Annotated in this window: 24 protein-coding genes and 1 pseudogene; 15 read left to right on the top strand and 10 right to left on the bottom strand. The window is 36.2% G+C overall.

Annotated elements, in window-relative coordinates; translation table 11 throughout:
• The first annotated feature begins 424 nt into the window (after nucleotides 1-424).
• Nucleotides 425-604: an H-type small acid-soluble spore protein gene (locus tag ACN6MT_RS15135; RefSeq protein ID WP_063253077.1), complete on the top strand. Its 180-nt coding sequence runs from the start codon at nucleotides 425-427 to the stop codon at nucleotides 602-604.
• A 56-nt stretch (nucleotides 605-660) separates the two neighbouring features.
• Here ACN6MT_RS15135 and ACN6MT_RS15130 read toward each other — a convergent pair whose 3' ends face one another.
• Both ACN6MT_RS15130 and ACN6MT_RS15125 read right to left on the bottom strand, forming a co-directional pair.
• Nucleotides 661-813 (bottom strand): hypothetical protein, encoded by a 153-nt coding sequence (locus tag ACN6MT_RS15130; protein WP_419886902.1) that lies wholly within the window; start codon nucleotides 811-813, stop codon nucleotides 661-663.
• Nucleotides 814-881: 68 nt separating this feature from the next.
• Nucleotides 882-2030, bottom strand: a complete 1149-nt coding sequence (locus ACN6MT_RS15125; RefSeq protein WP_419886901.1) for an acyl-CoA dehydrogenase family protein — start codon at nucleotides 2028-2030, stop codon at nucleotides 882-884.
• Nucleotides 2031-2305: 275 nt separating this feature from the next.
• On the opposite strand from ACN6MT_RS15125, the gene ACN6MT_RS15120 reads away from it, so the two are divergent.
• Nucleotides 2306-3805 (top strand): MFS transporter, encoded by a 1500-nt coding sequence (locus tag ACN6MT_RS15120; protein ID WP_419886900.1) that lies wholly within the window; start codon nucleotides 2306-2308, stop codon nucleotides 3803-3805.
• Nucleotides 3806-4013: 208 nt separating this feature from the next.
• Nucleotides 4014-5315 carry an MFS transporter gene (locus ACN6MT_RS15115; RefSeq protein ID WP_063253074.1) on the top strand — a complete coding sequence of 434 codons (1302 nt, stop codon included), beginning with the start codon at nucleotides 4014-4016 and terminating at the stop codon, nucleotides 5313-5315.
• Between the two features lie 331 nt (nucleotides 5316-5646).
• On the opposite strand, the gene fdhF is transcribed toward ACN6MT_RS15115, so the two are convergent.
• The 3 genes and pseudogenes from fdhF to ACN6MT_RS15100 form a co-directional block, all read right to left on the bottom strand.
• Entirely contained in the window at nucleotides 5647-7566 is a 1920-nt protein-coding gene (gene fdhF, locus ACN6MT_RS15110; protein ID WP_419956447.1) for a formate dehydrogenase subunit alpha, read from the bottom strand.
• Between the two features lie 24 nt (nucleotides 7567-7590).
• Nucleotides 7591-7644: pseudogene (locus ACN6MT_RS15105) on the bottom strand (hypothetical protein); the annotation flags it as partial.
• 208 nt (nucleotides 7645-7852) lie between these two features.
• Complete coding sequence (locus ACN6MT_RS15100; RefSeq protein WP_419886899.1) at nucleotides 7853-10396, bottom strand: PAS domain S-box protein; 2544 nt, start codon at nucleotides 10394-10396, stop codon at nucleotides 7853-7855.
• A gap of 306 nt (nucleotides 10397-10702) precedes the next feature.
• On the opposite strand from ACN6MT_RS15100, the gene yhfH (ACN6MT_RS15095) reads away from it, so the two are divergent.
• The 4 genes from yhfH (ACN6MT_RS15095) to ACN6MT_RS15080 all read left to right on the top strand — a co-directional run bounded on the left by yhfH (ACN6MT_RS15095) (nucleotide 10703) and on the right by ACN6MT_RS15080 (nucleotide 11598).
• Nucleotides 10703-10837 (top strand): protein YhfH, encoded by a 135-nt coding sequence (gene yhfH, locus ACN6MT_RS15095; protein ID WP_082799471.1) that lies wholly within the window; start codon nucleotides 10703-10705, stop codon nucleotides 10835-10837.
• Nucleotides 10838-10917: 80 nt separating this feature from the next.
• Complete coding sequence (gene yhfH / locus ACN6MT_RS15090) at nucleotides 10918-11052, top strand: protein YhfH (protein ID WP_082799470.1); 135 nt, start codon at nucleotides 10918-10920, stop codon at nucleotides 11050-11052.
• A gap of 104 nt (nucleotides 11053-11156) precedes the next feature.
• Complete coding sequence (locus ACN6MT_RS15085) at nucleotides 11157-11327, top strand: hypothetical protein (RefSeq protein WP_169803679.1); 171 nt, start codon at nucleotides 11157-11159, stop codon at nucleotides 11325-11327.
• A gap of 19 nt (nucleotides 11328-11346) precedes the next feature.
• Nucleotides 11347-11598 carry a transcriptional regulator SplA domain-containing protein gene (locus ACN6MT_RS15080; RefSeq protein WP_063253099.1) on the top strand — a complete coding sequence of 84 codons (252 nt, stop codon included), beginning with the start codon at nucleotides 11347-11349 and terminating at the stop codon, nucleotides 11596-11598.
• A gap of 43 nt (nucleotides 11599-11641) precedes the next feature.
• Here ACN6MT_RS15080 and ACN6MT_RS15075 read toward each other — a convergent pair whose 3' ends face one another.
• Nucleotides 11642-11782: a cold-inducible protein YdjO-related protein gene (locus ACN6MT_RS15075; protein ID WP_235847103.1), complete on the bottom strand. Its 141-nt coding sequence runs from the start codon at nucleotides 11780-11782 to the stop codon at nucleotides 11642-11644.
• Nucleotides 11783-11926: 144 nt separating this feature from the next.
• Here ACN6MT_RS15075 and ACN6MT_RS15070 point away from each other — a divergent pair, with 144 nt between their 5' ends.
• Nucleotides 11927-12061, top strand: coding sequence for a hypothetical protein (locus tag ACN6MT_RS15070; protein WP_268875070.1), 135 nt, complete (start codon nucleotides 11927-11929; stop codon nucleotides 12059-12061).
• A 25-nt stretch (nucleotides 12062-12086) separates the two neighbouring features.
• On the opposite strand, the gene ACN6MT_RS15065 is transcribed toward ACN6MT_RS15070, so the two are convergent.
• Nucleotides 12087-14012 (bottom strand): endonuclease MutS2, encoded by a 1926-nt coding sequence (locus ACN6MT_RS15065; protein WP_419886898.1) that lies wholly within the window; start codon nucleotides 14010-14012, stop codon nucleotides 12087-12089.
• Nucleotides 14013-14522: 510 nt separating this feature from the next.
• On the opposite strand from ACN6MT_RS15065, the gene ACN6MT_RS15060 reads away from it, so the two are divergent.
• Nucleotides 14523-15224: a Crp/Fnr family transcriptional regulator gene (locus ACN6MT_RS15060; RefSeq protein WP_063253068.1), complete on the top strand. Its 702-nt coding sequence runs from the start codon at nucleotides 14523-14525 to the stop codon at nucleotides 15222-15224.
• Nucleotides 15225-15318: 94 nt separating this feature from the next.
• Complete coding sequence (locus ACN6MT_RS15055) at nucleotides 15319-15918, top strand: SCO family protein (RefSeq protein WP_419886897.1); 600 nt, start codon at nucleotides 15319-15321, stop codon at nucleotides 15916-15918.
• Nucleotides 15919-15972: 54 nt separating this feature from the next.
• On the opposite strand, the gene ACN6MT_RS15050 is transcribed toward ACN6MT_RS15055, so the two are convergent.
• Nucleotides 15973-16107 carry a hypothetical protein gene (locus tag ACN6MT_RS15050; RefSeq protein WP_306073723.1) on the bottom strand — a complete coding sequence of 45 codons (135 nt, stop codon included), beginning with the start codon at nucleotides 16105-16107 and terminating at the stop codon, nucleotides 15973-15975.
• Nucleotides 16108-16321: 214 nt separating this feature from the next.
• Between ACN6MT_RS15050 and ACN6MT_RS15045 the strand changes: the two genes are divergently transcribed.
• Entirely contained in the window at nucleotides 16322-17944 is a 1623-nt protein-coding gene (locus tag ACN6MT_RS15045; protein WP_063253066.1) for an ABC-F family ATP-binding cassette domain-containing protein, read from the top strand.
• Nucleotides 17945-17984: 40 nt separating this feature from the next.
• Here ACN6MT_RS15045 and ACN6MT_RS15040 read toward each other — a convergent pair whose 3' ends face one another.
• Nucleotides 17985-18119, bottom strand: coding sequence for a YuzL family protein (locus ACN6MT_RS15040; protein WP_419956446.1), 135 nt, complete (start codon nucleotides 18117-18119; stop codon nucleotides 17985-17987).
• A gap of 95 nt (nucleotides 18120-18214) precedes the next feature.
• On the opposite strand from ACN6MT_RS15040, the gene ACN6MT_RS15035 reads away from it, so the two are divergent.
• From ACN6MT_RS15035 to modB, 3 genes are all read left to right on the top strand, one after another.
• A complete protein-coding gene (locus tag ACN6MT_RS15035; protein WP_063253065.1) occupies nucleotides 18215-18457 on the top strand; it encodes a YkuS family protein in 243 nt (80 codons plus the stop codon).
• Nucleotides 18458-18596: 139 nt separating this feature from the next.
• Nucleotides 18597-19379: a molybdate ABC transporter substrate-binding protein gene (gene modA / locus ACN6MT_RS15030; protein ID WP_419886896.1), complete on the top strand. Its 783-nt coding sequence runs from the start codon at nucleotides 18597-18599 to the stop codon at nucleotides 19377-19379.
• Between the two features lie 2 nt (nucleotides 19380-19381).
• A complete protein-coding gene (gene modB / locus ACN6MT_RS15025) occupies nucleotides 19382-20050 on the top strand; it encodes a molybdate ABC transporter permease subunit (protein ID WP_419956445.1) in 669 nt (222 codons plus the stop codon).
• A gap of 24 nt (nucleotides 20051-20074) precedes the next feature.
• Here the strand turns inward: modB and ACN6MT_RS15020 are convergent, their stop codons facing one another.
• Complete coding sequence (locus tag ACN6MT_RS15020) at nucleotides 20075-21217, bottom strand: D-alanyl-D-alanine carboxypeptidase family protein (protein ID WP_419886895.1); 1143 nt, start codon at nucleotides 21215-21217, stop codon at nucleotides 20075-20077.
• A 259-nt stretch (nucleotides 21218-21476) separates the two neighbouring features.
• Between ACN6MT_RS15020 and ACN6MT_RS15015 the strand changes: the two genes are divergently transcribed.
• Nucleotides 21477-21929 carry a cupredoxin domain-containing protein gene (locus ACN6MT_RS15015; RefSeq protein ID WP_419886894.1) on the top strand — a complete coding sequence of 151 codons (453 nt, stop codon included), beginning with the start codon at nucleotides 21477-21479 and terminating at the stop codon, nucleotides 21927-21929.
• Nucleotides 21930-21990 lie beyond the last annotated feature (61 nt).

The raw sequence follows: 21990 nt of genomic DNA, 5'->3' as shown, positions 1-21990 counted from the left end.
CGAACCTCAATAACTATATCACATTTCAAAAAAAATAAAAACAAAACCCTTACCATTAATATCCAATTTTTTTCGTCAAATTTCACTAAAATTAGCGGTTAAATTATATTGTGCAAAGCTTGGTCAATTTCATATGGAGGCATAAAATTTATTTTATTCAGCCTTAGGATAATTGAAACTCCTTTAATATAAGACGATAAGAAGTTTATTAAGTTTCATTATTTTTTGAAGGAATCTTTTTCTAAGTAATCATAAACCCTAATTTTAAGGCATGCAATATGATTTTAGTCTTATCTTTTACAGAATATAATCCAAGCTATCCTTTTAGAACTATTTATAATAGAAGAAAGCGATTACAATTAAAATGAATTAAATCCCACATAAAGGTAAAAATATAATGACTAATGAAAGAGGAGTGAAAGAAATGAATGTTAATCGTGTAAAGCAAATATTATCGTCTTCTGCTGATATTGAAGTGAAATATAATGGGGCTTCGGTTTGGATTGACCAATTAAATGAGGATGGAAGAACAGCAACCGTCCATCTAAGAGGACCGCTTGAAGAGCGAACCATTGTTGAACTTGGCGAACTGATTGAAGAATAAAATACCTCCACCTTTATTAAAGGTGGAGGCACTTTTTTATACCTGCCTGTTTGCTCCTATATCATGTCTTCGTTTTCCTTATTTATGTCTTTAGGCTGAGGTTTAATCTGTTGATCATAACCTTTACCAAGGACTTCTCTTGTATTTGTACCTACGTCTATTTTGGTATTAGACTTAGGAAGTTGACTCAATTCCTTACCTCTTGGCATTGTCTTCACCCCTTATAGTTAAAATGTTCAAGGTGAGGCCAAATTAATCAAAAAAAACTACACTGATTTCATAATCCTTTGATAGCATTGTTTGCTAAGAGCTGGATGGTCATATCGTCCATTGGGGGGTTGTGAAGTCCCGCTCTTACATCCCGATAATACCGTTGCAGAGGATTTTTCAATGATAAACTTCTTGCCCCTACTATTCTCATTGCCAAATCCACTATGGTGATGGCGTTATTCGTAACCGTTAATTTTGCAGCTCCCAAAAGGGGTCCCATTACGGCTTTCTTCTCTTCATCAGAATCATCCCATTGCTTCGCAACTGCATATAAGAAATACTCTGATTCCATCAGCTTCAATTCCATCTCCCCTATTTTTTGTCGAACGTTCGGTAAATCTATGATAGTACCCTCAACACTATTAGGAGCATAGTTTAACGCAAATTCTATCGCATATCTTTTTGCAGCTTTTGCAATCCCTAGATAACATGCAGGAATATGTAGAAGCCATCCGCTGGCTTTCTTTCCATCTATTCCAATCTGTTCTACAAAATAATCTCCAGGTATGGATACATTTTGTAAGATTAGATCATGGCTTCCTGTTCCTCTTAAGGCAATACTATCCCATGTTTCTTCTATTACAATTCCCTTAGAGGACCTAGGAATAAGGAAGTTCCCTGCCAGGCTGCTATCTTTCAAAGTCGCACTTACTATAAAATAATCTAATACTGGTGCCATTGTAGTGAATGTTTTTCTACCATTAATAATCCAATGATTTCCTTCTTTATGGGCAGTTGTTTCAGGTCTTCCCCCACGGGTTGGACTTCCTGTTCTAGGCTCTGTTGCTGCACTATTAATTAAAGAACCATTCAAAACGTCTTCACATATTTTTCTAAAAATATTTTCATTCCAAGCGTTTTTTTCGGCGAGGTTTTTAATAATCCCCATATGCCAGCCAATAGACAGGGCCGTTGCCCCATCCCCCTCAGCAATTTTTTCTTGGAAACGGAGCATTTCATATAGAGAAATTTCAATTCCCCCATACTTCTTAGGAACCGTTAATGAGGTATACCCGGTATCTTTTAAATCTTGAATATTTTCAAATGGAAAACTTCCCTCGATATCAACCTTATGTGCTCTTACATTAAATTGTTTAGATAGTTTGCTTATCAGGTCCAACCGTTCTTCAAATGTTTTTTTTTCTTTAAATTTCAAAAAAAACCCCTCCTGCCTTATTGATATGATAAGGAGTATAATTTCCTTTTATTGTGATTTGAGTATGATATTACACGAATGAGGAGTTATTTTCCATTTTTAAAGAAATTTAATAGTATTTTAATAGTTTAGTGTGATAACTCACAGTTAATTATAATAATTTGTTCTATAATACACTAAGAAAAATTTGCCAAAATCATTTATCTGGACAGAAATTTCGGTTGTATCATTTTATTTTGGAAATACTACTCTTATGGAAATGAAGGGGGATTGGAATGTCACAAGGTGCAAAACAATTATATCTTCAAACCACAAGCCTTGTTGCCGGTTTTATGGTCTGGGTGCTTATTTCGTCGCTCATGCCCTATATTCAAGCAGATATTAAGCTATCTTCTACTCAAATATCCTTGGCCACAGCCGTACCCGTAATCCTTGGTTCTTTACTTAGAGTTCCAATTGGATATTGGACTAATCGGTTTGGAGCTAGAACCATTTTTACCATTAGTTTTATTATTTTATTGCTTCCGATTGGGATTCTAAGTATCGCAAACTCTTTATTTATGTTAATTTTGGGAGGTTTAATGCTCGGTATTGGCGGTGCTGTTTTTTCTATCGGTGTTACCTCTTTGCCTAAATATTTCCCAAAAGAAAAGCATGGCTTTATCAATGGAATCTATGGTGCCGGGAATATTGGCACAGCACTTACATCCTTTGCCTCGCCCGTTCTAGCAGATGCATTTGGATGGAGAACCACCATTCAGATATTCCTTGTTGTCGTTTTGGTCTTTGCTGTCTTGAATTTTTTATTTGGTGATAAAAATGAGAGAAAGGTTAACAACCCATTAACCGAACAAATTAAAGAAGTTTATAAAAATGAAAAGCTTTGGTTTTTAAGTCTATTCTATTTCATTACCTTTGGGTCATTTGTTGCCTTCACAATTTATCTGCCATCTTTCTTAGTAAATCATTTCGGGTTAGAAAAAGTAGATGCTGGTCTACGTACAGCTGGATTTATTGCATTAGCTACTGTTTTTCGGCCGATAGGCGGCTGGCTTGGGGATAAATTAAATCCATTTTTTATTTTAATGGGAGTTTTCACAGGACTTACTTTCGCCGGTTTTCTACTTGCCTTTACTCCCTCTCTGCCAATTTATTCGTTTGGCTGTTTATTCGTAGCTATTTGTGCAGGACTAGGAAATGGCACCATTTTTAAATTAGTACCTTTATATTTTTCGAAACAAGCTGGAATCGTGAATGGTATCGTCTCTGCCATGGGCGGGCTTGGAGGCTTTTTCCCTCCAATCATTTTGACCATTCTTTTTAATTGGACTGGACACTATGCTATTGGATTTATGTCACTATCAGAGTTTTCATTAGCAAGTTCTATATTAGTCCTCTGGCTTTACTTTCGTGAGAAGCAAGATATTTCTGCTAAAATTATTAATCATGCTACTGATGGAATAACGGTTACAGATAAACATGGTATCATCCAAAGTGTGAACCCTGCTTTCACCCAAATTACAGGATACACAATGGATGAAGTAGTCGGGAAAACGCCTAGTGTACTTCAATCAGGAGAACATGATAATGCTTTTTATAAAAAGATGTGGGATAGTTTGATCAATTCTGGCTACTGGGAAGGGTTCATTTGGAACAAAAGAAAAAACCAAGAAATCTATCAAGAATGGTTAACCATTACAGCCATTAAAGATGACAGCGGTGAAACAAAGAATTATGTGGCCATGTTTCATGAAGTTGATGATCAAAAGAAATGAGACCATCCTCGGAGGGTCTATTTTTTTTCCAAAAAAAGTGCAGATTCAGTCTAAAATATTACAACTTTTTGACTTTCGCCTTAAGTTCACAGTTCCTTCACTATTTTTGTGACGTACGTCACAAAAATCATGTTAGCATGTGTTTTATAGTGATAACACAAAGAACATCCACTTTAAAAACAAATGTGGATTTAGGGGAGAGATAAATATGGCACGAATTAATTATTGGAATCCTGAGGATGAAAAATTTTGGAATTCAGAAGGAAAAAAACACGCAAAGCGTAATTTATGGATCTCAGTTCCATCTCTCATGCTTGCATTTATTGTTTGGCAGATTTGGTCTGTTGTTGCAATTAGATTAAATGATATCGGCTTCGCTTTTACAGATGAACAATTGTTCACATTAGCAGCAATTCCAGGTCTCGTGGGCGCAACCCTTCGCTTTGTTTATACTTTTGCAGTCGGTTCGATAGGCGGTAAAAACTGGACGGTTATTTCGACTGGCGTCTTAGCCATACCGGCAATTGGCATTGGATTTGCAGTACAAAATCCAGATACACCATTCTCGATTATGTTATTGTTAGCAGCACTTTGTGGTCTTGGTGGAGGGAACTTCTCTTCCTCTTCAGCAAATATTAGCTTTTTCTTCCCGAAAAAAGAAAAAGGTACAGCGTTAGGTATTAACGGCGGTTTAGGAAATATGGGCGTTTCTGTTGTACAATTTGTTACACCATTAATCGTTACAACAGGTGCTTTCGCTTTTGCTGGTAAAGGTCAAGTTTTAGCAAACGGTCAACAAATATGGTTACAAAATGCAGCATTTATCTGGGTCATTCCCATTGTAATCATGACAGTACTAGCTTATTTCAAAATGGATAATGTCCCAGGTGCAAAGCAATCTGTAGCAGACCAATTTGTTATTGTTAAACGAAAACACACTTGGATTATGACAGCACTTTATGTAGCAACATTTGGTTCATTTATTGGTTATTCAGCGGCTTTCCCGCTATTATTGAAATCACAGTTTCCTGAATATATCTCACTGGCATTCCTTGGTGCATTAGTAGCAGCTGCTGCAAGACCTGTTGGCGGCTGGATGGCAGATAAATTGGGCGGTGCGCGCGTAACGGCATATGTCTTTGTTGCGATGGCCATTGGTGCTTTAGGGGTTATTTATTTCTTAAATCTAAAACAGTTTGCTGGTTTCTTAGCTTCATTCCTTGTATTATTCCTAGCCTCTGGTATTGGTTCTGGATCAACGTTCCAAATGATTCCAACCATTTTCATACCAAAAGAAGCAGCACCAGTAATTGGGTTCTCTGCAGCATTTGCTGCCTACGGTTCTTTCCTAATCCCTAAGCTATTTGGATGGTCCGTTAATACAACAGGTACACCTGTAACAGCATTCTATTTCTTTATTGGTTTCTATGTCATTGCGTTCGCACTGAACTATTTCTACTATCAAAGAAAAGCAACAACAGTTAAACAAATGGTCAAGCAAGCCGGATAATCCCCGGCTTGTTTTTAGGTTCTGTTATAACTAAATGTTGATTTGAAAAATAAGCGGAGAAATTCCGACTGAATTGCGAAATACCCATATTTTCTTAAATATAAGAGGAGTTTTTCCTATTATATGATCCAAACCTTTGGATTTTGTCCTATTTAGAGCAGTTAAGCGGAAAATCTCCACTTTTATTAGCTTCTTGAGCTTCCTCATATACATTAAAAGGAATTTCTCCTCCTATGATTTCCCATACCACCATGAAAATCAACAATGAATAATAACAGAGCCTTTTTTTAAAAAATAGTAATAAGCGCGGAATACGATTCCGCGCTTTTTTTTATATCTTAGTAATGGCCACCGCACATGCTTTATATTCTGCGGTTCCAGAAATCGGGTCATATTCGTTTAGTGTTAAAACATTCGTTGGTGTTTCACTCCAATGGAAGCTCATGAATACAAGCCCAGGAACGACTTGATCCGTAATTTTCGCCTTCACGTTTAGCTCTCCTCTTCGAGACCGAACTTGAACCACTTCACCATCACTAATCCCTAGAGATTTGGCATCGTCCGGATGAATATCAACTGTTTCTTCCGTTTGTTTTACTTTTACACCAGAAGCATAGTAACGGGTTTGCGAATGGGTATTATATGACTCGTACCGTCTGCCTGTCGTTAGTGTAAAAGGATATTCATCATCTGGAAGCTCCAAAGGCGGTGTAAAATCAACTGGGACAAATGGTGACTTTTTCCCAACAGTCTCCTGATTGTGAAATCTCTCATGCATAACAAATGTACCTGGATGGTCTTCTGTTGGACATGGATAATGAATACTATATTCTTTCTCAAGTCTTTCATAAGAAATACCGCCATACATCTCCCAAGCAAGTTTTCTCACTTCATTCCAAATTTCTTCACTGTTTGAATAGTTCATTGGATATCCCATTAACGTTGACAACTCACATAGAATGACCCAATCTTCTTTTACATTTGGTCCTGGATCAACCGCTTTACGTACTCTTTGGATTCTTCTGTCTGTATTGGTATAGGTTCCATCCACCTCTCCCCAAGAACAAGCCGGAAGAACGACATCTGCCATTTCGGCAGTTTCTGTTAGGAAAATATCCTGAACGATTAGCAAGTCAAGCTTTTTCATTAATTCCTTCGTATGGTTCATATGAACATCCGCTAGCAAAGGATTTTCTCCAATGATATAGAGTGCCTTTAATTCACCATTTTCGAGTCGGTCAAAAGTTCTTGTTTGTGTGTCTCCCGCATGCGGATTTAGTGTAACCTTCCATTCTTTCTCAAAACGCGTACGGAATTCATCATTCGCTATACTCATTGCCCCTGTCAGCTGGTTAGGTAAACATCCCATATCTCCTGCACCTTGGACATTGTTTTGCCCACGTAAAGGCATAATTCCAGTTCCCTGCCTGCCGATATTTCCAGTCAATAAAGCAAGATTGGCTATATCAAAGACATTATTCACACCACAGTGGTGTTCTGTAATCCCCAGTGTATAGGCAATCATTGAACTGCTTGAACTTGCATATTCCCTTGCTGTTGTTACAATATCCTCCGCACTCAAGCCAGTTATGGAAGCAGCATATTCAGGTGTGTATCTCTCTACTTGTTTGATTAATGACTCAAAATCAATTGTAAATCGTTCAATGAATTCTTTATTATACAAGTCTTCTTTTATAATTACCCGAAGGAAGGCATTTATCAGCGCTATATCTGTCCCGACATTGATCTGAAGATGGCGGTGAGCAAATTTAACCATATCAATTTTTCTCGGGTCAATAACAATTACCTTAAGACCATTCTTGATTGCTTTTTTAATGCGGTTAGCAATAATAGGATGTGCCTCCGTCGTGTTTGATCCCATTAACAGCAAGACTTCGGCACGGTCAAAATCCTCTAGCGTATTTGTTGGGAAACCGCTTCCAAATACAGTTGCCAGACCGGCAACGCTCGGAGCGTGTCACGTACGGTTACATCCGTCGATATTATTACTGCCAATTACAGTCCTCATGAATTTTTGAGTAATGTAATTGGATTCATTTGTTGTTCTAGCACAGGCAAACATGGAGATAGAACTTTGGCCCCATGTATCTCTAATTGAAGATAACTTGTCTGCAATAAACTGATATGCCTCATCCCAGGTTGTTTCTACTAATTGCCCGGCTTTTCGGATGAGTGGATGGAATAATCTTTTGTTCGAGTGAACATATTCATAGGCAAATGCACCTTTCACACACGTCTGGCCCTTGTTAACAGGTGCCTCTTTGTCACCGCGAATTTTCATAATTCGATTATCTTTTACTTCAAGCACTAAACCGCAGCCGGTGCCGCAATAACCGCAAATAGTTTTGACAAAATTTGCTTCTCCCAAAATTTCCCCTCCTAAATTAAATCATTAATACTTATATAAACATATTAATCTATTCAACCTAAAAGTAGCTTTAATTTTTCAAAAAATAATTGTCTATTTTTTGAAAAGTTTCAAATAAAAAAAACGGAAGTGGATAACTTCCGTTTTTTCATGCTGGTTTTGCTGGCAATAGGATATTGAAGGTAGTTCCTTTATTTGGTTCACTTTCAACAAACACTTTTCCATTGTGATTTTCAATAATTTTAAAACTGACCATTAATCCAAGGCCGTTTCCATTTTTCTTTGTAGTATAGAAAGGTTCACCAAGCTGTTTTAGTTTTTCCTTTGGTATCCCGATGCCCGTGTCCTGAATGGAGATTTGGACGTTATTATCATGAATCATGGTTTTCACATGCAATTCTCCACCATTTGGCATTGCTTCAATACCATTTTTGATAAAGTTCAAAAACACCTGTTTTAAGCGGTTTTCATCACATTCAATTTGGATGATTTCATGTGGGCAATCAAATGAAAGTTTCACATGCTTTTTCCTTGCTTCAAATTCAAGCAGTGAAACCACGTTTTTAATCACTGGAACTACATTCTTTTCTTCTAGTTCTACCATCTTCGGTTTGGCCAATACCATAAAGTCCTCCACAATGGTATTCACCCTCTCAATTTCATCGAGAATGATATTGATAAATTCTAAGCGCTCTGGGTCCTGTTCATCTAATGTTAGGAACTCTGCATATCCTTTCATAGATGTAAGCGGATTTCGAATCTCATGCGCTACTCCTGCTGCTAATTGTCCAACAGCAGCCAGCTTATCCTGTCGATGGAGGACTTCTTCTGTTTTCTTCCGTTCTGTAATATCATTACGAATCGCTACATATTGGTACGGCTTCCCATTTTCATTCAAGAAAGGAACAATCGTCGTATCCACCCAATAGTGTGTTCCATCTTTTGCTTTATTTTTTATTTCACCTTTCCAAACCTTTCCTTCGCCAATCGTTTTCCATAAATCTTTGAAGAACAGCTTGGGATGATGGCCAGAATTTAAGATACTATGATCTTTCCCAATAATCTCTTCACGGCTATATTTAGATATTTCACAGAATTTATCATTTACACTTGTAATGATTCCTCTTGCATCTGTAAATGCCACAATCGTCGATTGGTCAAGTGCAAAGCGAATATCTGTATTATCTTTTATGGATTCTTTTAAATCTTCTTCGGCTCTTTTTCTGTCAGTAATATCCGTTCGAATGGCAACATATTGATACGGTTTCCCATTTTCATTTAAAAAGGGAACAATGGTCGTATCCACCCAATAGAGAGTTCCATCTTTAGCGCGGTTACATATTTCACCCTTCCAAACATCTCCCTGACCAATCGTCCGCCAGAGATCCTTGAAAAATTCCTTTGAATGATAATCAGAATTTAATATCCTGTGATCCTCACCAAGTAATTCGGGACGACTGTATTTCGAGATTTCGCAGAACTTATCATTTACACTTGTAATTTTCCCCTTTTGATCGGTAATCGCTATAATGGAAGATTGGTCAAGTGCAAATGTGATATCCCGTGTTTCTTTAATCGATTCCAACAGCGCCTTTTCCGCTTTCTTTCGATTCGTAATATCAGAACGAATAGCTATATATTGGACCGGTTTACCTTTTTTGTCTAAGAAAGGGACAATGGTGGTATCCACCCAATATAAGGAGCCATCTTTGGCTTTATTTCTGATTTCTCCACGCCATATCTTGCCTGATTGAATGGTTGACCACAATTCCTGAAAAAATTCTTTTGAGTGGTATCCCGAATTTAATAGGCGATGGTTTTTCCCAATGATTTCTTCCTTACTATATTTTGAGATTTCTTCAAACTTATCATTTACAAATACTATCTTCCCAGCAGGATCTGTAATAGCCACAATGGTCGAAGCATCTAATGCGTCTTTAATATCCTTTAAGTTTGTGTCTGATTCAGCAAGCTGCTTACTAATCAACGTACTCGAGGCAATTAATCCACTAATAATTAAAACTGTCACAAATAAAACTAGATATACTAAAAAAGTTTCTTCATTAATCGCCCCGTTTACTGGATTATTAGCTGAAATAATCGTTGAAGCTCTTTTTAAAAGAAAATGCCCTTCTGCAATTGCACCTGATATAATCAGAGCGCTGATTGGTTTTAGCCAAGTTTGGTTTCCTTTTGTAAAGGTTTTTGAAGAAAAAAGGATCCATAAAGAAAATAAAAAGGACCCCAATATTAATAGTCCTGAAAAAATAAAAAGAGGAATATTGTATTGAATCGTCAAGTTCATCGCGTAAATACTTATGATATGAATAGCAAAAACAGCTGTCGTTAAGAATATGCTTCCGATAAATAAATGAATACTTTTAATTACCTTCCCAAATAGAGGAATGAACGCCATCCCGGAAAAAGCGATTCCTATAAAGATGGACAAAATTGTCAGTGGTATTTGGTAACTAGAAAAGCGATTAATATCAGCCGCGATTAACCCAACAAAATTCATTACCCAAATTCCAACACCCATTGATAAAGAACCGCCAAGAAATAATAGTCTTTTATTATTCTTAGAATTTTTTATCAAAGTAAACATATCTAAACCTGTATATGAAGCCATAATCGTTAAACCTATGGCGATTACAATCAAAAATGGATGAAATTCTCCTGAAACTGTATCCATTTACAGCCTTCCCCCTTTTGATCTATTCTCTTTCTACTCTGATTGTAATGTAAACAATTGCGGTAGGGAAGTGTTTTTGTTCACAAAATTGTCGAATTTATATTATTATAACCAAATGTTTTGGTTTTACCGTACATAATTAGGGCCCTTCCTGTAGATAATCTAAATGCAGGTTAAATGTATCATTTTTCAAAAAAATTAAATTATTTTTAAAAAAGGACTACACAAATTAGTTTTTTTTGATTATACTGTACTACAACAGATGAAAAACTAATACACTGTATTAAAAAAGGAGGAGAATTTTAAATGTTAATGAATCCAGTTGAATTTTTCCGTACTTTGCCAAAGAAAGAATGTCCGGAATGTGGGCAGCACATGGAAGAACAAGCAGAAAGCTATTTAATGGAATGTGACCGCTGTTTAGCAAAAAGAGAAGAATAGAAAGAAGTTTTTTTTGGTCTTACTGTACTACAACAAATAAAAAGTTAATACACTGTATTAAAAAAGAGGAGGTTTTCCCAATGTTAATTAGTCCAGTTGAATTTTTCCGTAATCTGCCGAATAAGGAATGCCCACAATGCGGGCAGCACATGGAAGAACAAGCAGAAAGTTACTTAATGGAATGCGATCGCTGTTTAGCACATAAAGATGAATAGAACCAGTTACCAAGCTCCCCAAAACGGGGAGTTTTTTGTTGAAAAATTAAGGAAGGAATAAACCCCATTCAGAACGCAAAAGCTTATATAAGGAGGTGTTTGTAATGGGTAAGGATTCTAGTTCATCCAATAAGAAGCAAACATCCATACATGGAGGTATTTATCCCACTGAAAAATATGTTCCTGGTGAGTCGGTTGACCGACATAAGGATCTTGAGGATGCAAATATCTTAATTACCGGAGATGAAATTCGCCAGCAAAATGAAAATTTATAAATGAGGAAGGTAAATGGATATGGATATGGTTGATATTTCGAGTGCTAAACCTGGAGATGAGGTGTTTGTGATCTATCGTAATCCACATGTACCAACTGTTGCGAATATAAGACCTGCTGAAATTGTTGCCCACCCTAAGGATCCAAATGCCCTAGCATTATTCCTAAACGAAACCTTTCATGTCATCGAGGACGATGATGCTCTCTTTCCTTCATCGGAATCAGCACAGAAAGCATTTGAGGGTCATTTTTTTGATTTTGGAGATGAATAAAAGACTGTCAAAATTTTGACAGTCTTTTTAAATAATTACTTTATTATATTTTCGGAAGCTCTCTTATACCTGCAGCCATTTCGTTTCCACACATAGGGCAAAGCAAATCGTCCGTTACAAAATCCTTTCTCATCCAGCCTATGCAAGCGTCATCCATACAAGAATAGATCTCGGTTTCAAGCATAATTACTTCAACTTCTTCATCTTTAGCCCTTTTACCATAAAAAATGGGAACCGCCTCCTTTTTTTATAGTATGTACCAAAAGTATCCTTTTCATTGCTAAAAAAACAATCTTTGCCATAACAATATAAGGAAGGAATAATATTAATGAAACCACACCAAAAAAAATTAACTGTAGTTGGAACAGATATTGAAGAAGTAAAAAGATTAAATAACCAGTCAGGCTTAAGTTATAACCAAGTGAAACAGCTGCTTGCGGAACAATATGCAAATAAAAAATAGCCTTCCTATTTGGAAGGCTTCTTCTCTAATTTTCATGTTCAATAATAATCTCATCATCATGTCTTTTGGATAGTATTTTACTTTTTTTGCGGTTCTCTTTCGATTCAAAAATGATATCAAAATCATAATCTGCAGGGTAAAGCTCTGCGGCGGTAATATATAGTTTTAATCTTTTATGATTGATCGTAATTTTCTCACCTTTCACTTGCACAATATAGTTTCCTTGCTGGTCAGGGCCGCTATAAACAATCCCGAAGTCATTTGCCGGTGAAATCTTCACATTGTCTCCTTTTCTGTATTCAGTAATTTTCACATCGGAATGAATCAATTTTTTTCTATTTTTATATTTGTTAACCATTACTTGTTTTTCTAATTCCTTCTGCTTTAAGATATCCGTTTCTTTGTTGTCGTAGGTTTTAATTTCCTTATAGGTAATTTGATGTGCTCTCTCAATGATTTTCGGATGAATTCCAAGCTTTAAGGCAATAGCAAACGCCTGACTCTCTCCTCCTCTGCCTATATTTAACCGGTACGTCGGGCTTAGTGTCTCAATATCAAATTCCATTGATCCATTAATAAATCCTTGGTGATCTTCAGCGAACTCTTTTATTTCACTATAGTGAGTTGTAGCTAAAAGTATTGCTCCTTTGTTATAAAGCTGCTCTAATATGGCAGTAGCGAGACCCATTCCTTCTCCTGGGTCAGTTCCGGAACCCAGCTCATCAAGAAGAACTAAGGTTTGGTCATTTGTATCCTTAAGGATTTCAATGATGTTGACGATCCGTGAGCTAAACGTACTTAGATTCTCAGTAATACTTTGACCATCACCAATATCCACTAGAATACGCTGAAATATACTAAGATTACTTTCTGCAGAAGCCGGGATATGCAGACCACACTGTACCATAACTGTCAATAAACCTACTGTTTTAATACTTACCGTTTTACCCCCTGTATTCGGCCCGGTTATGACGAGTGCACTTTCTCCCTCCATCATCTCTAATGACAACGGAACCGCCTTATCACCTAGAAGCGGATGTTGTGCTTGAAGTAACCTTATCTGTTTCTCATCATTAACCTTAACTTTTGCTCCATTAATAGACCGGCTATATTTCGCCTTCGCAAACAAAAAATCATAATGGACCATCGTTTCGATTGCAATACGTATTTGGTGCTCTTTCTCTTCTACTAGTCCTGTTAAGTAGGTCAGAACCTTTTGGACTTCCACATCCTCATCTGCTAGCAGCCACGTTAACTGGTCTTGAAAAAGAGCAATTTCTTCAGGTTCAATAAATATGGTAGAACCTGAAGCGGACGTATCTAAAACTGAGCCTTTAATTTTATTTCGATATTCCTTCTTTATAGGAATCACATACCTGCCATCTCTTTGGCTCACAACGTTCTCTTGTAAATAGGTTTTATATTTGTTTGATCGAATAAGCTGCATCGTTTTTTCTTTAAGCCGCTCCTCATGAATAGCAATCTGTTTTCTAATTTTCAATAATTCTTTAGTAGCATAATCATCTACCCTGCCATTCCGAATACAACGCATAATTTCCCCTGCAAGGTCTGGCAGCTCCTCAATCACTGCTACATATGATGAAACTCTTGGTGCGTAGAATTCTTTATCCGCCATGAACCGGCGCATCTTCCCACAACAATCTAAAAAATCATACAGCTTAGATAGCTGATCAGGACCCATAGCTATCCCTTTATTTAATTTTGACAAGATGGCTTCCATCCCGCCCAGCCCATGGACAGGCACACTTGAACTCTTCTTAAGTATTTCAACTGCCTCAGAAACTTCATCTAACCAAGCTTCAACTTGTTTCAAGTGTGTAGATGGAACAAGATTATAAATTTTTTCTTTACCTTCATTTGTTAAAGCAAATTCCGCTATTTTCTCTTTAATTTTTTGTACTTCCAAAACCTTAAATGTATGTGAATTCAATGTTTTTCCCTCCAAAATAAAATAAAAATAGCCGCAATGAACAATGTCATTACGGCTAAGCTAAAATAAAACGAGTAAATGCTCGTTAAACTATACATTATTTATCCATAAAAAAACTGTCTACAGGATTGTACACAGCAGCATGGTAAAATCATGTATGCTTGGTATGACCATTGTTCTTAACTTCATTCCAAAACCGTACTCAAATAAACCTTCATTCATGTTAAAAACGAACAAGGTTACAAAGGAATGAAAATATCCAATTGATTGGATTAGTTAAGAACGACACCTAACATACAACATACTCCCTTATTAGAAAATATTGATTCTTTTAAAGAATACAATAACTAGAAACAAATGTCAAAATGAATCTTTGCTTTCATTTACTATCTTTAATATATGCAAAAACGTCAAAAATGTTTAACAATTTTGGTCTTTATTTGACTATTTCTTTGCTTGTTTAATACGTAATATTAGAGTAAGTCAAATTAATTAGAACAGGTGGGAGATATGACTACGGATCAAACCGAGAATCTGCTTATCAATGAATTAATAGAACTTTTACATTCTGCCGGAAGAATGATTGAAATAAAAAAAGGATCTTTTCTATTTCAAGAAGGTCAGCATGCATCTGAAATGTTTCTTATCCTTTCCGGACGAATCCAAATTTCAAAAATGAATGCCGAGGGTCAAGAACTTTATTTACGTTTATGTTCTGAGCATGACATTGTTGGAGAGTTAACCCTCTTTACCCAAGATCCACGGTATATTTTCAATGCCAGAGTCATGGAAGATGGTCATGTGGCGGGTATTCAATTAGATTGCCTCGAAAAAGCATTATTTCAAAACAGTAATCTAGGCTATGAGTTTATTAAGTGGATGAATGATCATATTAGAAGGACAATGACTAAATTCAGAGATTTAGTGCTCTATGGAAAAAAAGGTGCTCTCTATTCTACATTAATTCGACTGTCAAACAGCTATGGTTTGAAGAAAGAGGATGGAATACACCTAACCGTACCAATCACGACTCAGGACTTAGCTCATTTCTGCGGAACTGCTAGGGAAATCATCAGCCGAATGCTAGGCGATTTGAAAAAGAAGAAGATTATTACGATAGACCATAAAAAAATCATCATTCATAATCTCGATTATCTTAAGCATGAAAATGATTGTGAAAACTGCCCTGTTTCTCATTGTACGATTGACTAATAAGTTCCTCGTCACCATAAAGCTATTTTGTTCACGAAATATCCACATCTTTTTTCAAAAAACTTCTTTATCTTAGTAGATAGGAGGGAGAAACATGAAAAAAATCTATCTAATATGCAGTTTAGCAGTGTTCCTATTGATTACGGCTGGAATTTCTTTTTTTCTCATTCGAGATGCAAGCGCGAAAGTACCAGCTAATATCACTTTAATCGACCAAAATGGAAAACAACTCAATTTTGGAGAAGATAAAAAACTAAAGCTTGTGGAGTTCATTTATACAAATTGTCCAGATATTTGCCCTACCACTACGCAGAAGATGGTGCAATTAAAGAGTGATTTAGAAAAAAATAAGGTCTTCGGTAAAGATATTCAGTTTGTGACGATTACCATTGACCCTTACCGAGACACACCTGAAGTGTTACAAAAATATATGAACGCTTTCGAAATTACTAATTCAAATAATTGGATTTTCCTAACGGGTGATCAAGAAAATATCAAAGCCGATCAAAAAAAGATTAGGGAAGTTGCAGAATCACTTCAATTCCAATATAAAGACCCTGGCAATGGTCAATTTGTCCATACATCCTTTACCTATTTAATTGATAAAAACAATAAATTTATTTCTAAGTTCCCAATGGGAGAAGAGTTTGATAAGCAGGAAGTCTATGAAGAGATTATGGATGAAATTGAATAAGAGAAGATAAAAAAAGCGGTTAGTCCTTGGGATTAATCGCTTTTTAATACCTATTTAATTCACGGAAGAAGGATACTTTTTTATTTGCTGTAGAGATAATAGGTAGTTGGACTTTGGTTTTGTTAAACTTGCTTTTATTCCGGCCTGTTTTAACTTATTTACAAGTTCAGTAAGCTGCTTTTTCGACATACTTCTCACCTACTTCATTCCTTCAATACTTCTTTAAAACAATTCTACAACAAAAATATGAATAAAGTGTGAAAACTAGGAAAAAAAATTAGAAAAATTTTCTGCAATATCTTTTATTTTTTACTATTAATTACTCTCATTCAACAAAGAATTCGCTCTTCACCCATTTTAATGGTATAATTAGTAGATATTTTGCTGTTGGAGGATATTATAAATGATAACTGTAAGTAACGTAAGTTTAAGATATGGTGATCGAAAGTTATTCGAAGATGTAAACATTAAATTTACTCCTGGAAATTGCTATGGTCTAATTGGTGCCAATGGCGCTGGAAAATCTACATTTTTAAAAATACTTTCTGGAGAAATTGAATCTCAAACCGGAACAGTTCAACTCGGTCCAAATGAACGGATGGCGGTATTAAAACAGAACCACTTTGAATACGAAGAACAAGAAGTTTTAAAGACTGTTATTATGGGTCATGCAAGACTTTATCAAGTCATGCAAGAAAAAGATGCCATTTACATGAAGGAAAACTTTACGGATGAAGATGGTATGAAAGCTGCTGAGCTTGAAGGTGAGTTTGCTGAATTAAATGGATGGGAAGCAGAGCCCGAAGCAGCGATTCTTTTAAAAGGACTAGGAATCGGTGAAGATTTACATTATAAAAAAATGGCAGAATTAACCGGTTCAGAAAAGGTTAAAGTACTTCTTGCACAAGCTCTTTTTGGCAGACCTGACGTATTACTATTGGATGAGCCGACGAACCATTTAGATATTAAGGCCATTCAATGGCTAGAAGAGTTCTTAATCAACTTTGAAAATACAGTCATTGTTGTATCCCATGACCGTCACTTCTTAAATAAAGTTTGTACTCATATTGCCGATTTAGACTTTGGTAAAATTCAAATTTATGTAGGGAACTATGATTTCTGGTATGAATCTAGTCAATTGGCTACAAGACTGACTTCTGATGCAAACAAAAAGAAGGAAGAGAAAATTAAAGAGCTACAGGCTTTTATTGCTCGATTTAGTGCGAATGCTTCTAAGTCAAAGCAGGCTACTTCTCGGAAGAAGTTATTAGATAAAATCACACTAGACGACATTCGACCATCCTCCCGCCGTTATCCTTTCGTAGGGTTCTCGCCTGAACGAGAAATTGGTAATGATTTATTAATGGTCGAAGGGTTAACAAAAACAATTGATGGCGTAAAAGTCCTTAATAACGTAAGCTTCTTTATGAACAAAGGTGATAAAATTGCTCTTGTTGGACCAAATGAAGTTGCGAAAACAACTCTATTTAAAATACTAATGGGTGAAATGGAAGCTGACAGCGGAACCTTCAAATGGGGTATTACCACTTCACAGGCCTATTTCCCTAAGGATAACTCCGAGTATTTTGAAAACAGCGACTTAAATCTAGTTGACTGGCTTCGCCAGTTCTCACCTAAAGATGAAAGTGAAAGCTTTTTACGCGGATTTTTAGGAAGAATGCTGTTTTCTGGTGAAGAAGTCCTTAAGAAAGCAAGTGTCCTTTCTGGAGGAGAAAAAGTACGTTGTATGCTTTCTAAAATGATGTTAAATGGAGCGAACGTTTTACTTCTTGATGAGCCAACAAACCATCTTGACTTGGAATCCATTACAGCATTAAATAATGGTTTAATAAACTTTAAAGGGTCTCTTATCTTTTCCTCACATGACCACCAGTTTATCCAAACCATCGCTAACCGGGTATTCGAATTAACTCCAAATGGATTAGTTGATAAGCAAATGACGTACGATGAATATCTTGAAAATAGTGAAATTCAAAAACAAGTGGCAGAAATGTACAATAAGTAAAAATTAAGGCGGACACAACATGTGCCCGCTTTTTTCTTTATTAATCCCTCTTCTGTTTTCTGCGCGAGGATGAAGCTTCCCTTGCTCCTGTTTCTGTTGTGGTTGTTCCTTGGCCTTCAACTTGTGGTGACGCTAAGCCAATGGTGGATGGATCCTTTTTAAGCTTTCCCATGATTACACCTCCTTTTTTAGTTTCTGAAGAATATCGTGACTTATACAGAATAATTCAATGGAACTTTGGCATGATAATCTTGTAAGGAGGTGTTTTGTATGGCAAGAATTGGAGTAGAAGAATCCCTAACAGCTGTTCTAGAAGCATTAAGGGAAAAAGGACATGATGTAGTTCAACTTAGACAGGAATCAGATGCACAAAATTGCGATTGCTGTGTTGTGACTGGTTTAGATTCAAATGTTATGGGAATGCAGGATACCTTTACAAAAGGTTCGGTTATTGAAGCTAATGGGATGAGTGCGGAAGAAGTGTGCCAGCAGGTAGAAAGCAGACTTCAATAAGTTCCAACAACATAGGAAAATGATGGTTATACTTAAAACTGCCGCCCAGGCAGTTTTTTCTTATTCCATACTTTCAGGAAAAATAATCATTCGTTATAATATAGAAGTAACTTTGATAGATTTTGAAAGGAAGTATTGAATGAAGAACCCTATTCTTGTTGGTATGGCTATTTTTCTGTTCATTGCCCTATCGGCATGTTCTCCAAAAGAATCCCGACAAACGGAAACAGTAGAATTAACCATTTCTGCTGCGGCAAGCCTTAATGAGGTACTAATTGAAATAAAAAAGAATTTTGAGAACGAAAATCCTCAGATAAAACTCTTATATAATATCGGTGGTTCTGGTGCATTAAAACAACAGATACTCCAGGGAGCACCCGTTGATCTTTTCCTCTCCGCTGCAAATGACCCATTTCTTGAATTAATTCAAGAAGATTTAATTGATAAATCGACTCAGGTAGATTTATTAGGGAATGAACTCGTTTTGGTGACCAATAAAGAAAACCCTGCGAACATAAACGGATTTACTGATTTAAAGCTTAATCAAATCAATAAAATTGCCATTGGCATACCACAATCTGTTCCAGCCGGGAAATACGCAAAACAAACACTTGAAAATCTAGGACTTTGGGAAACACTCCAACCAATTGTTATTCAAACCAAGGATGTTCGTCAGGCCCTAACATATGTGGAAACTGGAAATGTGGACGCAGGTATTGTTTATATGACAGACGTCTATATATCTGATAAAGTAAAAGTCGTGGCAACTGCAGATAAACAAATGCATGAACCTATTATTTACCCTGCAGGGATAATAAAATCGTCAGCTAATAAAAAAGAGGCTGAAGTATTTCTTTCTTACTTACAAGGGAAAACAGCTAAAACCATTTTTAAAAAATATGGATTTATTGTATTGGATTGATGATGATGTTTACTAATAATTTTTGGGACCCCCTTAGATTCTCTCTTGAAGTAGCCACGATATCAGTCATTATTGTAAGTTTTTTTGGTATCTTTTTTGCAAGACTATTATATAACAAGAAATTTAAAGGAAAGATTCTGCTAGAAACTTTCCTTATGCTCCCTATCGTTCTGCCTCCTACTGTAATAGGTTTTTTATTGATTTACTTTTTTGGAAGGAATAGCCCTATTGGGGCGTTTATCGAGGATCTTTTTCAACAGTCCATCATGTTTACTCCTTGGGCAGCCATTATCGCCTCGACCACCGTTGCTTTTCCGCTTATGTACCAAGCAGTAAAACTAGGCTTTCAATCCATCGATAAAGATATCGAAGATGCAGCCGGTGTCGATGGCGGAAGCAGAATGAAGGTATTTTTATTCGTTTCCCTGCCACTGACACTTCCCTCGGTTATCTCCGGCATGATTATGAGCTTTGCCCGGGCTCTTGGTGAATTCGGGGCAACATTAATGTTCGCTGGAAATATCCCCGGAAAAACACAAACAGCACCAACAGCAATATATGTTGCAATGGAATCTGGTAACATGAGTTTAGCTTGGTCATTCGTTCTATCAATGGTAATGATTTCTATCCTTATGTTATTCATTGCGGCTATCGTACAAAAAAAGCCATGAAGAGCTTCATGGCTTTTTACGCGCTTATTGTTTTTTCACTAATCTTTTTCTAACTCCAATAAGTAGTCCTGCAAGTCCTAATACAATAATTCCATAAATAGCATTAAAACTGCTCTGTTCACTAGATAACAGTTTTTCATCTTTAACTTTTATCGGCTTTGGTTCCTTTACTTCAAGTTGTATGGATTGTGACACTTGACCATTGTTTACAACTTGAAGCATGCCTTGGTCTGTAATGCTTTCTATAGACCCATTAACGTGCACCGTAATGACAATATCATTTTTAGAATAATATTCTTTTTTATGAATAGTAAATCGCTCATTTTGTTTTATTGTACGGTGTGTAAAATTAGAAAAACCATATTCAATCAGCTTATTCGTGTCCCTATATGAAGCCTTGCTGCTATCAGCTTTTAGCACAATCGCAGTCAGCTTTATATTTTCATTCTCTGCTGTTGTTGCCAATGTATGCTTTGATTCATCCACATAACCTGTTTTTCCGCCTGTAATACCCTCTGCAGGAATTTCACCTTTTAAAAGGCGGTGATGAGTGAGCAGTGTCGTTTCCCACGATTCACCACTCCATCCTAGCTCTTTTGTTCCAAAGATCTCTGAAAAAATGGGATTCTTTTTTGCATAATTCGTTATTAAGGCTAAATCTAATGCGGTTGTATAATGCTCTTCATTATATAATCCATTGGGATTGGAAAAATGAGTATCACTCACACCAATCTTCTCCGTTAAATACTTATTAATATTATCAGCAAACTGTTCAACCGAACCATCTAAATGTTCAGCAATGGCTACGGCAGCGTCATTCCCTGAGTTAATGAGCATTCCTTGAATCAGCTTTTTTAAAGGTACTCTTTCCCCTTCAACTAAATATACTCTAGTTCCTTCTTCCTTTACGGCTCTTGCACCTACTGTGACAACATCATCAAGATTTCCATTTTCGATTGCATAAATAGCTGTAGCAATTTTTGTCAAACTAGCAGGGTATAATCTTTCTTTACTATTTTTACTATATAATAACGCACCTGTTTCTGAATCTACTAATACGGCAGCTTCACTTTTTATCTCTAAAGACTGTTTTTCTTCCGCGTAAACATTACCTTGATTTGATAAAATAAGCGTCAAGACAATAAATAAAGAAACTAATTTTGACAATTTCCAACATCCTTACTTTTTCTGTTATCATCTGATTTTATCAAAATATTTTAGGTTGTAAATATTATTAAAAGAACTGTTATTCAACCGACAAGTGTTTGGTGTTATATTGAAATAATTTTAATATAATTGAATACAAAGATAATTACAATTTCTATATTATGTGTTCGAGCTAATAGAAAAAATTTTAAAAAAGAGACAAGTTTTCCTCCCTTCCCTGCATACACATGAAATAGGACAAATTATAGGGGGGTTAATAATGAAATTTTTAGTATTAAAGAAAGATACACTAGTTTTCATATTAGTAACTGCTTTCCTGCTTGTAACCATTTCTGCATGGTTTTTGTTAAAAGCAGGAGATACGACTGTTTTTAATCAAACTGCTACTGATAAGAGTAGAGAAATTCATATGGTCACAGTTGAATATAACAGTAAAACAAAAGAAGGTAAGGAAATTGAAGTATACCGTTGGGATCCAGGTACTATACATCTAGACGCAGGGGAAAAAGTAAACTTATACATTAGCGGGGTTAACGGTGAAGAGCATCCGTTTTATATTGAAGGTACAAAAATTAAAGGCACCGTAAAAAAAGGGGAAGAAACACACGTACCCCTTCAAATTGATAAAGAAGGTACTTATCGTTTGATTTGTGAAATTCATGGGGATAGAGAGCATAATGGTCCGATGATTGCGGATATTATCGTCGATTAAAGCAGGAGATTATTCTCCTGTTTTTTTCATTTTAAATCGATATCTGTTTCATAGGTTTCCA

The sequence above is a fragment of the Neobacillus niacini genome (assembly GCF_048572935.1).
Taxonomy (GTDB): Bacteria; Bacillota; Bacilli; order Bacillales; family Cytobacillaceae; genus Neobacillus; species Neobacillus niacini.
This window is presented reverse-complemented; position numbering and strand designations above follow the sequence as displayed.

Coding starts and splice junctions, on each gene's coding strand:
- modA (WP_419886896.1), top strand. CDS start 18,597: ATGAAGAACCCTATTCTTGTTGGTATGGCTATTTTTCTGTTCATTGCC.
- modB (WP_419956445.1), top strand. CDS start 19,382: ATGATGTTTACTAATAATTTTTGGGACCCCCTTAGATTCTCTCTTGAA.
- ACN6MT_RS15115 (WP_063253074.1), top strand. CDS start 4,014: ATGGCACGAATTAATTATTGGAATCCTGAGGATGAAAAATTTTGGAAT.
- yhfH (WP_082799471.1), top strand. CDS start 10,703: ATGTTAATGAATCCAGTTGAATTTTTCCGTACTTTGCCAAAGAAAGAA.
- ACN6MT_RS15050 (WP_306073723.1), bottom strand. CDS start 16,107: ATGTCGAAAAAGCAGCTTACTGAACTTGTAAATAAGTTAAAACAGGCC.
- ACN6MT_RS15100 (WP_419886899.1), bottom strand. CDS start 10,396: ATGGATACAGTTTCAGGAGAATTTCATCCATTTTTGATTGTAATCGCC.
- ACN6MT_RS15070 (WP_268875070.1), top strand. CDS start 11,927: ATGAAACCACACCAAAAAAAATTAACTGTAGTTGGAACAGATATTGAA.
- ACN6MT_RS15045 (WP_063253066.1), top strand. CDS start 16,322: ATGATAACTGTAAGTAACGTAAGTTTAAGATATGGTGATCGAAAGTTA.
- ACN6MT_RS15035 (WP_063253065.1), top strand. CDS start 18,215: ATGGCAAGAATTGGAGTAGAAGAATCCCTAACAGCTGTTCTAGAAGCA.
- ACN6MT_RS15015 (WP_419886894.1), top strand. CDS start 21,477: ATGAAATTTTTAGTATTAAAGAAAGATACACTAGTTTTCATATTAGTA.
- ACN6MT_RS15080 (WP_063253099.1), top strand. CDS start 11,347: ATGGATATGGTTGATATTTCGAGTGCTAAACCTGGAGATGAGGTGTTT.
- ACN6MT_RS15135 (WP_063253077.1), top strand. CDS start 425: ATGAATGTTAATCGTGTAAAGCAAATATTATCGTCTTCTGCTGATATT.
- ACN6MT_RS15130 (WP_419886902.1), bottom strand. CDS start 813: ATGCCAAGAGGTAAGGAATTGAGTCAACTTCCTAAGTCTAATACCAAA.
- ACN6MT_RS15120 (WP_419886900.1), top strand. CDS start 2,306: ATGTCACAAGGTGCAAAACAATTATATCTTCAAACCACAAGCCTTGTT.
- ACN6MT_RS15055 (WP_419886897.1), top strand. CDS start 15,319: ATGAAAAAAATCTATCTAATATGCAGTTTAGCAGTGTTCCTATTGATT.
- ACN6MT_RS15085 (WP_169803679.1), top strand. CDS start 11,157: ATGGGTAAGGATTCTAGTTCATCCAATAAGAAGCAAACATCCATACAT.
- yhfH (WP_082799470.1), top strand. CDS start 10,918: ATGTTAATTAGTCCAGTTGAATTTTTCCGTAATCTGCCGAATAAGGAA.
- ACN6MT_RS15075 (WP_235847103.1), bottom strand. CDS start 11,782: ATGCTTGAAACCGAGATCTATTCTTGTATGGATGACGCTTGCATAGGC.
- ACN6MT_RS15060 (WP_063253068.1), top strand. CDS start 14,523: ATGACTACGGATCAAACCGAGAATCTGCTTATCAATGAATTAATAGAA.